Consider the following 13,968-nt stretch of genomic DNA (forward strand, 5'->3'; position numbering starts at 1 on the left):
GTCAACCTCCGGCGCCGAATTCGATGGGCAGGCGCGTCGGCCCGCTCATTCCCAGGAGCGGCTTCCATGTCGCCGGACCCGCGCGGCGCACGTCGGGCAGGCGTTGCGAAAGAATCTTGAGCGCCTCGGACAGCTCCAGCCTGGCCAGGTTCGCGCCCAGGCAGTAGTGCACGCCGCCGCCGAATGTCAGGATCGGTGGCGGGTCGGCGCGGGTGATGTCGAAGCGTGTGGGCTCCTCGTAGATGCTCGGATCCCGGTTGGCCGCATAGGTGTTGACGATGATGAACGTGCCCGCGGGAAAGGTGTGATCGCCGATCGTGACGTCCTCGGCGGCACTGCGGACGGTGCTGCACATCGACGGTGAGTGACGCATGGTCTCTTCGACGGCGGGCATCGCGAGCTCGGGCCGATCCCGCAGCAGGGCCCACTGCTCGGGGTGGTCGCAGAGCACCTGCATGGAGGCGGCCAACTGGCTGCGGGTGGTGTCGGTGCCGGCGACCAGGATGCTGAACGCCAGCATCCGCAACTCTGCGGCGTCGAGCCGGTCGCCGTCGTCCTCGATGCGGATCAGTTCGGACAGCAGGTCGTCGGTCAGCCGTCGGCGCCGCGCCGCGATCATCTCGTCGATGTAGGCGTCGAACTCCCCCCACGCCTTGAGGATGACGGGTTCCTCCTCGGTCAGGTCGCAGTCGAAGCTGACGATCTTGAAGATGTCCTCGGCCCATCGGGAGAACTGTTGCCAATTCTCGCGGGGAGCGCCCAGCAGCGCGCAGATGACCGGAATCGGGTAGGGCCGGGCGATGTCGGCGACGAACTCGCAGCGCCCCGCCTCCGCCACGCTGTCGATGAGCTCGTTGACGACGGTGTGGATGGTGGGGTGCATCCGACCCGTCGCGCGCGGGGTGAACGCCCGTGACACCAGCCCGCGCAACCGCCGGTGCTCGTCACCTTCCATGTTCAGGATGCTGCGAGTCACCCTGTCCCACAACGGACCCGAGGTGATTCCGTGCGCCGAAAGGTGGATGCCCTGTGGGACGACGAACCTCGGGTCCCGAAGAACCGTGCGCGCCAACTCGTAGGACAGCACCTCGGGCCCGATCGGCCCCAGCGCGACCGGTGCCACCTGTTGTGCGGCATGGAACTGCGGGTAGATCTCCTGGGGTGTGGCGGTGATGTCGTAGGTCAACGTCGGCAGGCCGGCGTCGAACACACTGGGGTTCTCGACGCCGACCGCCATGGCTTTCTCCTCTGTGCTTTCGCTAGGTGGTTGTGCCGAGCCGCAACGGCAACTTCTGCAGCGTGCAGGTGGCCGACGGCCAGGTGATCTCGGGAACATAGCCGGGGGCCAACTCGAAATCCTCTATCCGGGAAAGCCATTCGGTGACGACAAGCTTCAATTCCATGCGTGCCAGGTGGGACCCCAGGCATCGGTGTGCGCCGCCTCCGAAGCCCCAGTGCTTGTGCACCTTGCCGTCCATGACGAGGTCGTCGCCGGAGGTCGCGTCGCGCGCGTCGCGGTTGATCGCACCCAGGCACAGCCGAACCTCGGCCCCCTCGGGCAGCGTGACGCCCGCGACGGTCACCGGGCGGGTCACGCGGCGACCGATCGTCGGCGCCGGGGGCTCCAGCCGGATCATCTCCTCGACGAATCCGTCGACGTCACCGGGATTGTGTCGAAGTCGACTCCGCAGATCGGGGCGGCGGGCCAGCTCCAGCATGGTGAATCCGATGGCCGAGGTGACGGTGTCCAGACCGGCGAGCACGAACACCAGCGAAAGCCCGGTCGCCTCCTCGTCGGTCAACGGGTCCTCACCGCGCAGCAGTTGTGACAGCACACCCTCGCGCGGTTGCCGTCGCTGCTCGGCCACCGCCTCGGTGAGATAGCCGAACAGTTCGGCCGCCGGGGTCAGGTCCACGCTGGCCGGATCCTTGGCCAGGCTGATCGCGATGATCGCGTCCTTCCAGGCGACCAGCCGCTCGCGGTCCTCGAGCGGCAGCCCGAACAGGGTCAAGAACACCTGCGACGGGTACGGCGTGGCCAGTTCGCTCATCACCTCGCACTCTGTGCGGCCGGCGATGTCGGAGATGATCTCGATCGCCTGCGCCTGCAGCGAGGGCAGGATCGACGCCAGCGTCTGCGGGCTGAAGAACGGATGCAGGATGCGGCGGTACCGGGTGTGTTCGGGCGGGTCGAAGCCGAGCGGCACCATCGGCACCGGGCTGATCATGTCGTCGTAGCTCGTCTTCGACGAGTACGTCGCGGGATCCCGCAGTGCGGCAAGCACATCCTCACGGCGGGTGAAGTAATAGGAGTCGTCGCCGTAGAGCACCGGGCCGAGTTCGCGCAGTCTTGCCCAGCCCGCGGCGCGGTCGTGGGTCATCGGCAGGTCTTCGTAGCGGACCGGTGGGGGCAGGTTTGCAGAGGTTTCAGTCATGTCACATTCGTTGCTAGAAGGGTGATCGGAAGGTCGTACACAGAAAGGTCGATTTCGTCGAGATAGGAGCCCTCACCGGAGAAGCCTTGGCGGAACCGCGTGACCGAACCGTGGCGTCGGGTCACGGCCTCGGCCGCTGCGGCATCGGGCACCCGCAGCACCACCGTATAGACGCCCTCGCCGTGTGCGGCGAGGAAATCGTTGACCGACGACGCCACCGACGCCGTGGATTCCGGTATGGGGCTGATGAGTTCGAGTCCTCCTTCCCAGTCCAGTTGGACGGTGACGCCGAGTTCGGTCAGCTCGGCGGGGTTGAACGTGAAGCCGAGCTCGGTGAACATCCGGGCGACGTCGGCCTGCCGCTCGGGTGCGACGGCGAACACCACGTGATGCAGTCGGGAGCCTCGATCGGTCATCGCCGCACCAGTCCCCGGGGTCGGATGAGGCCGAGATCCAGATGGGTCAGCCAGCCGGGGGCGGCGTCGCAGACGTCGGGGATCGCGTTGATCGCGCACATCGCGGTCCAGTCGTAGCCGGGGTGGGTCATCGTCGCGCCGGGTGGGTCGACGCCTTCGAGCGTGAGCTCAGTCGGTGGGTCACCCTCGATCACGATGCGATACCGCGTCTTACCCCAGTCCCATGCGGGGTCCAGTTGGTCGGGGCCCGCGGTCAGATAGATGGCGTGGTAGACGATCAGCGGATCACCCTCGACCCATGCCGTCCACTCGTGGTGCTGTGCGGCGACAGTGCCGCGACCGATCACCCCGAGTTCGTGGGGGATGTCGGTGGTCGCGGTGGCGGCCCGCAGGTCGGCGGTCACGTCGTCGATGCGCACGCCGAGTCCGTCGGCGACCATGTGCATCGACTGTGCGAAGAACGGCACGCCGAGCCCCAAAATCGTCGGCTCGGAGAGGAATGCGTCCTTGTCCTTCCCGAAACCCATCCAGTCGATGTGGTCGAGGGGGGCGTCGGTGAGCACGTTGACGACTTCATAGACCTGGATCTTGTCGACCCTGCTGACGACGCGGGCCAGGGTGAGCGGCAGGATGTCGCCCGCATAGCCGGGGTGGATGCCGCCGGCGTGAAATGAGGTGCCGCCGTCGCGGCAGGCGCTCCGGATCTTCTCGCCGGCCTCACCGAAATCGGCTGTCGGATAGAACAGACCGCTCGTGGTGACGACGTTTTTACCGGACCGCAGCAGTCGGCATACGGTGTCGACGTCCATGATCACCGGGGTGTAGAACACACAGTCGGCGTCGAGGGCGATGATCGACTCGACGTCGTCGGTGGCCCGCACGCCGATCGGGCCGATGCCCGCGATCTCGCCGGCGTCCTTGCCGGCCTTGTCGTTGTTGTGCACCAGAACACCGACGAGGTCGAACACCGGACACTGGGCGAAGTGCCGAAGTCCGACCTGTCCGACGTCGCCGGTCATCCACTGGATCACCCGGTATGTGGTCTCAGACATTGAGCACTCCCCGCGGAAGTAGCAGCGGCAGGTCGTTGTAGGTCGCGATCCCGGGAGGCGCCGCCACCACCGCGGGAATGGCGGTGATCGCAGGCACGGCGACGATCGACAGCCCGAGCATGATGTAGTCGTCCAGCGTCTCACCGACGAAGCCGGCAGGCGGAAGGAAGCTCAGCGTGGTCTTGATCGTCGGCGTGCCTTGAACCTCGACGGTGTATCCCATGTCGAGTTCCCAGTCGGGATCCAGGGTTTGGCCCTTGCGCCAGCGTCCGCGGATCTCGATGACCTCTTTACCGCCGACGATCCCCTTCCAGCCGACGTCGACGCCCGCCACGCAGCCCTTGGCGATCGTCCAGTCGCCGGGCAGGTGGAGGTCCTCGGTGGTCTGGGCGTAGGCGACGTCGCACACCAGGTCGTCGAGTTCGACGCCCAGCGCGTCGGCGACCAACATGACGCCGTCACGGAAGATGCCCGAACCCTTGGTGGTGATTTCCACCAGATCGGGCTGGTCGATGGGATAGCCGAAGCCCATGGGCTTTTCGGTGGCCGGGGAGTTGTAGATGGTGGTGTCGATCGCCTCGATGACCGACACCTTGTCCACCTGCTCCGACAGTCCCGCCGAGACGATCGCGAACAGCTGGATGAAGCCGGGGTTGATACCGCTGCCGAAGATCGTCGCCCCGCCCTGCCGGCAGGCGTCGGCGACGCGCTCGCGGCCCTCGCCGAGGAAGTGGCCGGTGACGAACTCCGACGTGGACACGATGTTGATCCCCGCCCGCAGGATCCGCACCATCTCGTCGACGTCGGCGAACATCGGGTTGTAGACCACGCAGTCGGGCCGCAGCGCCAGCAGCGCGTCGACGTCGTCGGTGGCGCTGACTCCCAGCGGAGCCATGCCGCACAGCTCGCCGACGTCGCGGCCGACCTTGTCCTTCGACCACGCGTAGCAGCCGACCAGTTCGAATTGCGGGTTGAGCGCGACCGCACGCACCGAGCGCTGACCGACATTTCCCGTCGTCCACTGAACGATGCGATACGTCATGCCGCTGACCGTTCGGCCGGTTGGAACACCACCGGAATCGAGCGGAACCCCCGCGTCACCGAGCTGCCGTGGAAGTGGGACGCATGCTCGGGGTCGAGCGCGTAATCCGGTATCCGCGAGAGCACCTGTTCGAGGCCGACCTGGAACTCCAGCCGCGCGAGGTTGGATCCGAGGCAGCGGTGCACGCCCGCACCGAACCCGAGATGCCGGTTCTCCCGGCGGTCCAGGATGCATTGGTCGGCGTCGGGAAACACCGATTCGTCACGGTTGGCCGAGGCGTAGTTGACGATCACCGATTCGCCGGGGCAGAACGCCTGGCCGCTCAGTTCGGTGTGGTGGGCGACGGTGCGCGGGATTCCGTGAATGGATCCGCCGAAGCGGATGAACTCCTCGACGGCCCGCGGCAGGATGTCCGGCTCGTTGATCAGCCGGTTGCGCTCGCCGGGATGTGTCGCCAGATGGTGGAACGCGAACGACATTGCGTTGGCGGTTGTTTCGAGCCCGGCCTGCACGAGCAGCATGGCGTTGGCGACGACGTCGCCGAACGGCAGTTTCTCGCCGTCGATCTCCGCGCTGAGCAGGACGTCGATCATGTCGTCGCGCGCAGGTTGCTCGGTTCGTTGCGTCACCGCGTCGTGCAGGTGCTGATACAGCCCGCCCCAGGCGCCCATCCGAGCTTCCTCGGTGTCGCCGTTGAGCGCGGTGTCGGTCAGGTCGATGCACAGCGGCACATCCTCGGTCGGCATGCCGAGAACGTACTTGAAGAAGACGATGCCGGGCTGCCGCCAGGCGACCTGCGCCAGGTCGCCGGATCCGGTCTCGATGAAATCGTCGATCAGCCGATCGGTTTCGGCACGGATCTGGGGTCGCAACGCCTTCATCCGCGCGGGCGAGAAGTACGGGTTGAGCACCTTGCGGAACTTCTGTTGGCGCGGCGGGTCCAGGGTGATGACCAGATCACCGGCGAGCCGTTCGGAGGCCTCGGGGGTGGGGTTGCTCGAGAAGTGCTCCCAGTCCTGCAGGAGCCGGTAGCACTCCTGGTAGCGCACCGCCACCCACGCGCCGCCGGGCGTGGCGGACAGAAACGGCGTGTCGGTGTGGGCGAACGGGGCGGTGCGCCGCATCACCGCGTAGACGTCGTAGAGGAAATCGTGGTCGTTGAAATCCTCGTGACGAAGATCCCAGTTCTGCGCGTGTTGTTCTGGGGGCAGGCTCACGGCGTTCCCTGCTGTTCGGCCTGCTGCTGGGCCGCCTTGCGGGCTTCGCTTTCTTCGTGGATGCGCACGAGTTCACGAAACCCGATCCGGTCGTACTTGGGCACCGGCTGGATTCCCCACTCGTCTTGGGCGGTGTCCTTGCCCTCGGCGCCTTCCGGCGGTCCGAGCACCGGGTAGGGGACCTTGCATTCGAGGGTGTCGTCGGAGTAGCGGACCTTGAGCAGCCCGCTGCAGATCTCGGTGAGGCTCAGCGTCGGATATCCGTACCAGACCGCCATGAACGGCAGCGTGAACGCGCCCTCGATGACCAGCGCGATCAAACAGACCAGCACCGCCCGCTTAATGTACTTGTGCATCCGCGCGTAGTACGGCGTGGTGCCGGGGGGCAGGTCGTCGGCGGGGTCCTTCTCGTCGGTGGTTGACGAGTTCGGTGATGTCGTCATGGTGTGCTCCTTTTGAACCTGTTCAGTCCGAGAAGATTTCGCGGTTGACCGTGTGCAGATAAGGGATGGCCAAGAACGGCGTGATGTAGAAGATGTCGTAGAGCCACCAGCCGATGACCGGGAACAGCACACCGGCGTAGCGGGCGTCGGCGTACATGGTCATGTTGAACACGTAGGCGCACCAGATCACCACGCCCATCCAGCAGGTGATGATCATCCACTGGTGTCCCCAGCGTTTCATCTGCAGAAAGCCGATCGCCGCGGCGCAGCGCATCGCGAAGACGGTGAGGATCAGGCCCGCGACATAGGCCTTCTCGCCGGGCACCGCGGAACCGCCGACCCACGGTTCGTTGTAGTGCCAGAAGTAGGCGGCGTCGAACATGTGGCCCCACCCGATCATCAACACCCGGTTGATCAGCGTGTGGTTGGCCACCAGATCCAGCGCCCAGCCCAGGCTGTTGAGCATCCCGTCGATCAGCACCAGATAACCGATCAGGGTGACGATCATCGGCCGCACCGACAGCCCGGCGCGCGCGGCCTGGCGTTGCAGCCACACACCGCGCATGAAGATGGGGAAGCCGATGAGGCCGGGTGCCCACATGCCCATCAGCGCGGCACCCGCGATCATCCACTTGTCGGCACGACGCTGGGCGAGCCGCGACTCTTCGTGGTGGTCCTCGAGACTGACCGTCGCGGTGGCGCTCACAGCGACCACCACCCCCGCTCGAAGGACATGTAGAGCTGGATGAGAAACATCGCCAGCAGATAGCCGTAGATGACGATCTGCAAGATGATGAGCGCCCGCTTGCGCTGTTTCTCCTTGGGGTCCATGGCGATTCCTTCCTAGTGGGCAGGGCTCGAGTTGTCAGCGGCGGCCAGGCTCGCCACCGCCACTTCACGCAGTCCGTCGGTGACCGCCCCGTCGCTGGACAGCGGCGCGAGGATGCAGGCCTCGGCGGCGTCCAGTTCGGATGCGCCGCCGGCGATCATGGCGGCGGCGGTGACCAGGACGCGGGTCGACGGGGGCTCGAAGTGGAATGCCTCGTCCGCGGTGCGGATGGCGTTGGCGCACTGGACGAGACTGGTGGCCGTCGGCAGCGCGACGCCGGTTTCGGCGACGATGACCTCGGCCTCGCGGTCCGGCGGCAGGTACCGCATCGGAAGCGTGACGAAGCGCTGCCGGAACGACGGCTTGAGCTCCTTGAGCGAACTGCGGTAGGCCGGGTTGTACGAGCACACCAGCATGAACGTCTCGGGGGCACGGACCACCTCGTCGGCCCGGTCGAGATAGAGCGTGCGCCGGTGGTCGGTCAGCGAATGCAGCACCGCGAGCGAGTCGTGGCGCGCCTCCACCACCTCGTCCAGATAGCAGATGGCCCCGGCCTTGACGGCCCGGGTCAGCGGCCCGTCGGTCCACACCACGTCGCCGCCGGTGACCATGAACCGGCCGACGAGATCCGAGCTGGTCAGGTCGTCGTGGCAGCTGATCGTGACGACGGGCCGGCGCAGCAGCGCGCCCATGTGCTCGACCAACCGAGTCTTACCGCACCCGGTCGGCCCGGTGAGCATGACGGGCAGGTGCCGGTGATAGGCCTGCTCGAACAACTGAACTTCGTTGCCGTTCGCGAAGTAGGTGTCGGCGGTCTTGGGTGTCATCGGTGTGGGTGGCTCCTCGGTTGGCTGTCGATCAGGCCGCGACGAGTTCGCGGTGGACATGGGCGAGCACTCGCGGCAGGTCCTCCACGCGCCGGATGCGCTGGGACCGGCGGGGTCCGAAGACCTCCGGAAGGGGGTCGACGCGGGTCGGTCCGACGCCGACGTAGTAGATGGAGACGCCCGCGTCGTTGGCCTCCTCGACCGCATGGGCGGCGTCGGCCCACGCATAGCGGCCCTCGTAGCCCTCGTCGGATATCAGCCCGTCGCCGATCACGATCAGCAGGCGGCGTTCCGACGGCTGGGCCAGCAGCCGGCTTGTCAAGTGCCGCAACGGAGCCCCTAGCCGGGTGTAGCCGCCGGTGGCCAGGCCCAGGCGACTCGGTGGCACGAAGCGCCGGTCTTCGAAGTTCTTCAGACAGCTGACCTCGACCCGGTGCCTGGTGTTGCCGGTGAATACGAAGATGCCGTGGCGTTCGCGGGCATGGGTCATGGCCCGCGACAATGCGTCCGCGCAGGCCAATTCGAGCTTGAAGATCCGACCGCCGTGCACACCCAGCGACGAGCTGCCGTCCAGAAGCAGCGCGGTGGTGACGTCGCGGCTGCTGGGCAGCAGTTCCCGGAAGATGCGGGGCTCGACCGCCTCGCCGGTGCGCAGGTCGATGTAGTGGTTGACGTATTGCTCGACGTCCAGGTCGGAACCGTCTTCCAGACGGTTCTTCATCGTGCGATGCGTGTGCTCCTCGAACCACTTGCGCAGGTCGGCGGACACCATTCCCGGCTCGCGGGTGTGGCTGATGCGCGCGTGTTCGAGCACCGCCACGTGATCGCGCATGAAGCTCTTGGTCCACTGGTTCCATTCCGGGTAGGGAATACCGGGCCGGTGCTCGGGTGTGACGTCGAGGTCGTTGTCCTGTGGGCGACTCGGTGGCGGCAGGTTCGGGTTGCGCACACCGCCGTCTCCGCCGACGGGTACCGAATACGGCCGCGGCAGACGTTTTTGGTTGGTGGTCCACGGCATCCGCCCGAAGCTGCGGCGCAGCTTGTCCGACAGGCCCTGTGGCACCGTGTACGCCAGCGGCAATCTGCCCACCAGGGCAGGCACGTCGAGCGGCCGGCCCTCGCGCGCCAGCGAGACCGCGTGCTGCAGCATCGCCTCGGCGGACATGTCGGCGGGCAGCGCCTCGACGTCGGGCAGCAGTCGCTGCGTTTCGGCCATCAGCCCGGGCCAGTTCGTCGCCACCCACCCGATGGCGACACCGGCCTCGACCAGGGTCAGCGCGCGAACCTCGCGGGCGGTGAGCTCGTTGAGCCGGTAATCGGCGAGGCGCTCCTTTGACGGTGAACACTGAAGCGCGACACCGCATGTCAATGTCCGACGGGTCCAGTCGCGGGCCGGTGAGGGATAGGGCACCTGCACGTAGTCCAGCCTGGCGCTGAGGCTGAAACGGCGGTGCTCGCCGGTCACCAGGCGCACCCCCTCGCGGCGTTGCCCACTGAGGGCGACGGCCGTGACCGCGCAACTGCGTTCGATCGCCATGGCGTGCGCGTCGGACAGATCGGTCATCGCGGTCCTAGAACGTGCCCAGGCTGGAGAACATCCAGTACCAGAACCAGATCACCAGCGCGGCACCGCCCCACGCCCCGACGTATCTCAATATCTCCCATAACCAGGCCCACACGTGGTTCTCCTCTGTTGTCGAGTCATCGCACTTGCAGTCCGCGCATCGCGGTCGAGACCAATTTGGCCAGCATCGTGGCGCGGGTGTCGGGGTTGTCGGTCGTGGTCAGCACGCCGTAGATGCCGAGCAGGAAGAACGTGGCGCTGTAGAAGGCGTCGACCTCGGGATGAACCTCGCCGTCGCCGCGCGCGCGTTCGAGTTCGGCAACCAGCAGGACGATCACCGGATGGTCGGTCCACTCGTCTCTGTGCGATCGGGTCGGGGAGAAGTGCAGTGCCAGCAGTTCGGTGAACAGCACCGGCCCGAAGCGGTGCTCGAGGTCGGTGACCAGATCGACCACCGCCGTCAATGTGGTGAGCAGGTCGTGGCGGTGCTCGAGGAACGTGCCGAATTCGGCGGCCATGCGCGCCTCTTCACGGCACTCCAACTCCAAGAGCACATGTTCCTTGCTGGGGAAGTGAAAGTAGAACGTGCCGTGTGCCACGCCCGCCGCCGCCGCGACGGCGTTCACGTCCGCGCCCGCCATACCCGATCGCTTGAACTCGGTGATGGCCGCCGCGAGGATGCGTTCCCGCGTCTGCAGTCGGCGCGCCTCGCGGGTCGAGACCTTCACCGGTGACGTCATGGTTCGCCCTTTGTAGCGCAGCTACTGACTGAAGTCAATGAGTGTGGTCAGTCAGAGAAGATCTCGCGGTTGACTGAATGCAGATAGGGGATGGCCAGGAACGGAGTGATGTAGAAGATGTCGTAGATCCACCAGCCGACCACCGGCAGGATCACCCCTGCGTAGCGCACGTCGGCGTACATGGTCATGTTGAACACGTAGACGACCCAGATCACCACGCCCATCCAGCAGGTGATGATCATCCACTGGTGTCCCCACCGCTTCATCTGCAGGAACCCGATTCCCGCGGCGATCCGCATGCAGAAGACGGTGAGGATCAGGCCGACCTCGAGCGCCTTCTCGCCTGGCCCCGCCGCACCACCGAGCCACAGTTCGTTGTAGTGCCAGAAGTAGCCGGCGTCGAACATGGCGCCCCAGCCGTTCAACAACACTCGGGCCAGGATCGTGTGGTGTGCCACCAGGTCCAGTGCCCAGCCGAACACGTTGATCGCCGCGTCGACGATCACGCAGTAGCCCAGCAGCGTCACCAGCATCGGCCGGACGGTCAGACCGTCGCGCTGCGCCTTGCGCAGCAGCCACACCCCGCGCAGGAACAGCGGCAGACCGAAGATGCCCAGCGCTGCGGTGCCGATCAGCACGCTGCCCGAGATCAGCCACTTGTCGGCATGGCGTTGTGCTTGCCGCGAGCGTTCCATGTGCTCGTCGAGGCCGCTTGTGGTCGCGGTCATCGCGGGATTCACGGGCACCTCCTGCTGCTTGGGTGCTCCGAAGCCTGTCAGCAACGCTGACTGTAGTCAACCAATCAGCGTGTCTCGATGCCGCGCAAGGTCCTGGCCACGAAATCGTCGAGCATGGCGCTGCGGTTCGGCCAGTCGTGCGTGGTGGTCAACAGCGCATACAGGCCGAGGAGGAAAAACACCGCGCTGTTCATCGGATTGACGTCCGATGCCACCTTGCCGGCCTGTTGGGCACGTTCGATCTCTTGGGCGACCCGGACGATGACCGGGTGCTCGTGGCTTTCGTCGGCGGGTCGGGTCTGCGAGAAGTGCAGCGCGAGAAAGTCCTTGAACAAGACGGCACCGAGGCGGCGCTCCAGCCCCAGAACCAGCCGGACGGCCTCGGTGAGGATGGCGGGCAAGGTGCGCTTGGCTGCCGCGAACCGGCCGAGCTGTTTGGCGATGCGTTCCTCTTCGCGGCGTTCCAGCTCGAGCAGCACGTGCTGCTTGGTGGGAAAGTGGAAGAAGAAGGTGCCGTGGGCGACTCCCGCCGCGGCGACGATGGCGCCGACATCGGCCTCACCCATCCCCGACCGTTTGAACTCGGCGATGGCCGCACCCATCAGTCGCTCACGCGTCTGCAGGCGCTTGGCCTCGCGCGCAGAGGGTTTGTCCACCACAGCCATGATTCGACGATAGCAACACTTTTCTTGCCATGGCATTTGTGATTGACTGCAGTCAATTTCACGGAGGAGTCGCCCATGGCGTTGGAACAGTTCAACCTCGACGGGCAGGTGGCCATCGTCACCGGTGCGGGCAAGGGTGTGGGGCAAGGCATCGCCAGGGTGTTGGCCGAAGCGGGTGCCACGGTGGTCGGCACCGCACGCACCGAGTCGGACATCGTCGCAACGATCAACGGCATCGAAGAGGCCGGCGGCAAGGGGCTGGCTCTGGTCGCCGACGCGATGAGCCGTCCCGACGGTGAACGTGTGGTGGCGACGACCATGGAGCGCTTCGGTCGCCTCGACATCCTCGTCAACAACGTCGGCGGCTCGACGTACGCACGCTTTCTCGACATCACCGACGAGGACTTCAGGCACACCTTCGACTGGTGCGTCACCTCCGCGTTCATCATGAGCCAGCTCGCCGCACCGCACATGCTCGAGGCCGGTCACGGCTCGATCGTCAACATCTCCTCGGGCTCCGCGCGTTTCGGCATCCGGGCGCTGACCGCCTACTGCACCGCCAAGGGCGCACTGGAGGCGCTCACCCGGGCCATGGCACAGGAGCTGGCCCCCAAGATCAGGGTCAACGCGATCGCACTGGGCTCGTTCGGCACCGACGGGCTGCAAAGCAGCCTCGACCTGATGCCGGGCTCGCTGGAGAAGATGTTGGAGTCGACACCGCTGCATCGCCTCGGCAATGTCGAGGACCTCGGACGGCTGTGTGTCTACCTGGCCACCCGGGACTGCTACGCCACCAACTCCATCTTCCACGTGGACGGCGGCATCGACTCGAACAACTCGCCCCTGCCGATCCCCGACTACTGATCGAGAACGGACACCAGATGCGAAGAGTCGTACAGTTTTCCACCGGCAACGTCGGACAGCACTCGTTGCCCGCGCTGATCGGCCGCCCTGACTTGGAGCTCGTCGGTGTGCACGCCGCCAGCCCGGACAAGATCGGCAAGGACGCGGCCGAACTGTGCGGGCTTGCCGAAGCGACCGGCGTCGTCGCCACCGACGACATCGATGCGCTGATCGCGCTGAAGCCGGATTGCGTGGTGTACACCGCGCTTGGCGAGACACGGCCGACGGAAACCCTCGAGGAGATGTCGAAGTTCCTGGCCGCGGGCATCAACGTCGTCGGCACGTCGATGGTGTGGCTGGTGACGCCGCACCAGATCGACGACTGGCTTCGGACGCCGTTGCAGGCGGCCTGCGAAGCGGGCAACTCGTCGCTCTACGTCAACGGCATCGATCCGGGTTACTCGGGGGACACGGCAGCGCTGGCCGCCCTGAGTCTGGTGACCCGTGCGGAGTCGGTCGCCGTGCAGGAGGTCTTCGACTACGGCAATTACGACGACTACGAATACACCGGAACGGCAATGGGTTTCGGAGCCGGCCCGGACGACGAGCGGCCAATGGCGTTTCAGCCCGGGGTCATCGCGTCGATCTTCGGCGGCCTGGTGCGCAACCTCGCCCGTCATCTCGACGTCGAACTCGACGAGGTCCGCGACCGCTACGAGCCGTGGTACACCGACAGCCGGATCGAATGCAAGATGATGACCGTCGAACCCGGCGGGCTGGCCGGAATCCGCTTCGCCGCCGAGGGGGTACGCGGCGGTGAGCCCGTCATCACCGTGGAGCACACCACCCGACTCACCCCCGCCGCGGCGCCGGATTGGGAGTATCCACCCGACGGGCATTCCGGTGTGCACAAGGTGGTCGTGGAGGGTGAGCCCCGCATCGAGGTGAACACCCTGCTGTCGCATCCGACCCTCGACGTCACCGAGGCCGGGTGCGTCTCTACGGCCGCCCGCGTGGTCAACGTCATCGACTGGGTGTGCCGCGCTCCGGCGGGCATCGTCTCCGTCGAGGACATCCCGCCGGCCGAGATGGTCCGCGGCCTGATGTGGTGAGAGGGCTCTTCTTTCCCGCGAGCAGACGCAAAAGTCGGCCATCCGC

16 protein-coding genes are annotated in these 13,968 nt (G+C 66.2%); 2 read left to right on the forward strand and 14 right to left on the reverse strand.

Annotation, left to right across the window (positions count from 1 at the left end):
- Position 1: 1 nt before the first annotated feature.
- From ABQE89_RS15215 to ABQE89_RS15280, 14 genes are all read right to left on the reverse strand, one after another.
- The gene (locus ABQE89_RS15215; RefSeq protein WP_448417928.1) at positions 2-1,237 is read right to left on the reverse strand and encodes a cytochrome P450; all 1,236 of its coding nucleotides are present in this window, start codon (positions 1,235-1,237) and stop codon (positions 2-4) included.
- A gap of 22 nt (positions 1,238-1,259) precedes the next feature.
- A complete protein-coding gene (locus ABQE89_RS15220) occupies positions 1,260-2,435 on the reverse strand; it encodes a cytochrome P450 (RefSeq protein ID WP_448417930.1) in 1,176 nt (391 codons plus the stop codon).
- Positions 2,432-2,851: a VOC family protein gene (locus tag ABQE89_RS15225; protein WP_448417932.1), complete on the reverse strand. Its 420-nt coding sequence runs from the start codon at positions 2,849-2,851 to the stop codon at positions 2,432-2,434. The genes ABQE89_RS15220 and ABQE89_RS15225 overlap by 4 nt, the downstream gene beginning before the upstream one ends.
- Complete coding sequence (locus ABQE89_RS15230; protein WP_448417934.1) at positions 2,848-3,903, reverse strand: NAD(P)H-dependent amine dehydrogenase family protein; 1,056 nt, start codon at positions 3,901-3,903, stop codon at positions 2,848-2,850. Before ABQE89_RS15230 ends, ABQE89_RS15225 begins: the two co-directional genes overlap by 4 nt.
- On the reverse strand, positions 3,896-4,945 hold the full coding sequence (locus ABQE89_RS15235; RefSeq protein ID WP_448417936.1) for an NAD(P)H-dependent amine dehydrogenase family protein: 1,050 nt from the start codon (positions 4,943-4,945) through the stop codon (positions 3,896-3,898). The genes ABQE89_RS15230 and ABQE89_RS15235 overlap by 8 nt, the downstream gene beginning before the upstream one ends.
- Complete coding sequence (locus tag ABQE89_RS15240; protein ID WP_448417938.1) at positions 4,942-6,162, reverse strand: cytochrome P450; 1,221 nt, start codon at positions 6,160-6,162, stop codon at positions 4,942-4,944. Before ABQE89_RS15240 ends, ABQE89_RS15235 begins: the two co-directional genes overlap by 4 nt.
- Positions 6,159-6,605, reverse strand: coding sequence for a hypothetical protein (locus tag ABQE89_RS15245; protein WP_448417940.1), 447 nt, complete (start codon positions 6,603-6,605; stop codon positions 6,159-6,161). The genes ABQE89_RS15240 and ABQE89_RS15245 overlap by 4 nt, the downstream gene beginning before the upstream one ends.
- Before the next feature lie 22 nt (positions 6,606-6,627).
- The gene (locus ABQE89_RS15250) at positions 6,628-7,311 is read right to left on the reverse strand and encodes a hypothetical protein (protein WP_448417942.1); all 684 of its coding nucleotides are present in this window, start codon (positions 7,309-7,311) and stop codon (positions 6,628-6,630) included.
- Positions 7,308-7,436, reverse strand: a complete 129-nt coding sequence (locus tag ABQE89_RS15255) for a hypothetical protein (protein WP_268778116.1) — start codon at positions 7,434-7,436, stop codon at positions 7,308-7,310. The genes ABQE89_RS15250 and ABQE89_RS15255 overlap by 4 nt, the downstream gene beginning before the upstream one ends.
- Positions 7,437-7,448: 12 nt before the next feature.
- Positions 7,449-8,261: a CbbQ/NirQ/NorQ/GpvN family protein gene (locus ABQE89_RS15260; protein WP_448417944.1), complete on the reverse strand. Its 813-nt coding sequence runs from the start codon at positions 8,259-8,261 to the stop codon at positions 7,449-7,451.
- Positions 8,262-8,292: 31 nt separating this feature from the next.
- Positions 8,293-9,825, reverse strand: coding sequence for a nitric oxide reductase activation protein NorD (locus ABQE89_RS15265; protein WP_448417946.1), 1,533 nt, complete (start codon positions 9,823-9,825; stop codon positions 8,293-8,295).
- Between the two features lie 137 nt (positions 9,826-9,962).
- Positions 9,963-10,565 carry a TetR family transcriptional regulator gene (locus ABQE89_RS15270; protein WP_448417948.1) on the reverse strand — a complete coding sequence of 201 codons (603 nt, stop codon included), beginning with the start codon at positions 10,563-10,565 and terminating at the stop codon, positions 9,963-9,965.
- A 47-nt stretch (positions 10,566-10,612) separates the two neighbouring features.
- The gene (locus tag ABQE89_RS15275; protein WP_448418030.1) at positions 10,613-11,260 is read right to left on the reverse strand and encodes a hypothetical protein; all 648 of its coding nucleotides are present in this window, start codon (positions 11,258-11,260) and stop codon (positions 10,613-10,615) included.
- Between the two features lie 107 nt (positions 11,261-11,367).
- Positions 11,368-11,967: a TetR family transcriptional regulator gene (locus tag ABQE89_RS15280; protein WP_448417950.1), complete on the reverse strand. Its 600-nt coding sequence runs from the start codon at positions 11,965-11,967 to the stop codon at positions 11,368-11,370.
- Positions 11,968-12,042: 75 nt separating this feature from the next.
- On the opposite strand from ABQE89_RS15280, the gene ABQE89_RS15285 reads away from it, so the two are divergent.
- Both ABQE89_RS15285 and ABQE89_RS15290 read left to right on the forward strand, forming a co-directional pair.
- Positions 12,043-12,831 (forward strand): SDR family NAD(P)-dependent oxidoreductase, encoded by a 789-nt coding sequence (locus tag ABQE89_RS15285; protein WP_448417952.1) that lies wholly within the window; start codon positions 12,043-12,045, stop codon positions 12,829-12,831.
- Between the two features lie 17 nt (positions 12,832-12,848).
- A complete protein-coding gene (locus ABQE89_RS15290; protein WP_448417954.1) occupies positions 12,849-13,922 on the forward strand; it encodes an NAD(P)H-dependent amine dehydrogenase family protein in 1,074 nt (357 codons plus the stop codon).
- Positions 13,923-13,968: the final 46 nt, after the last annotated feature.

It is taken from the genome of Mycolicibacterium sp. XJ1819 (assembly GCF_053483675.1).

Excerpts from the sequence above, each read along its gene's own strand:
- ABQE89_RS15215 (WP_448417928.1), bottom strand. The coding sequence starts at position 1,237 with ATGGCGGTCGGCGTCGAGAACCCCAGTGTGTTCGACGCCGGCCTGCCG.
- ABQE89_RS15220 (WP_448417930.1), bottom strand. The coding sequence starts at position 2,435 with ATGACTGAAACCTCTGCAAACCTGCCCCCACCGGTCCGCTACGAAGAC.
- ABQE89_RS15225 (WP_448417932.1), bottom strand. The coding sequence starts at position 2,851 with ATGACCGATCGAGGCTCCCGACTGCATCACGTGGTGTTCGCCGTCGCA.
- ABQE89_RS15230 (WP_448417934.1), bottom strand. The coding sequence starts at position 3,903 with ATGTCTGAGACCACATACCGGGTGATCCAGTGGATGACCGGCGACGTC.
- ABQE89_RS15235 (WP_448417936.1), bottom strand. The coding sequence starts at position 4,945 with ATGACGTATCGCATCGTTCAGTGGACGACGGGAAATGTCGGTCAGCGC.
- ABQE89_RS15245 (WP_448417940.1), bottom strand. The coding sequence starts at position 6,605 with ATGACGACATCACCGAACTCGTCAACCACCGACGAGAAGGACCCCGCC.
- ABQE89_RS15255 (WP_268778116.1), bottom strand. The coding sequence starts at position 7,436 with ATGGACCCCAAGGAGAAACAGCGCAAGCGGGCGCTCATCATCTTGCAG.
- ABQE89_RS15260 (WP_448417944.1), bottom strand. The coding sequence starts at position 8,261 with ATGACACCCAAGACCGCCGACACCTACTTCGCGAACGGCAACGAAGTT.
- ABQE89_RS15265 (WP_448417946.1), bottom strand. The coding sequence starts at position 9,825 with ATGACCGATCTGTCCGACGCGCACGCCATGGCGATCGAACGCAGTTGC.
- ABQE89_RS15270 (WP_448417948.1), bottom strand. The coding sequence starts at position 10,565 with ATGACGTCACCGGTGAAGGTCTCGACCCGCGAGGCGCGCCGACTGCAG.
- ABQE89_RS15275 (WP_448418030.1), bottom strand. The coding sequence starts at position 11,260 with ATGGAACGCTCGCGGCAAGCACAACGCCATGCCGACAAGTGGCTGATC.
- ABQE89_RS15280 (WP_448417950.1), bottom strand. The coding sequence starts at position 11,967 with ATGGCTGTGGTGGACAAACCCTCTGCGCGCGAGGCCAAGCGCCTGCAG.
- ABQE89_RS15285 (WP_448417952.1), top strand. The coding sequence starts at position 12,043 with ATGGCGTTGGAACAGTTCAACCTCGACGGGCAGGTGGCCATCGTCACC.
- ABQE89_RS15290 (WP_448417954.1), top strand. The coding sequence starts at position 12,849 with ATGCGAAGAGTCGTACAGTTTTCCACCGGCAACGTCGGACAGCACTCG.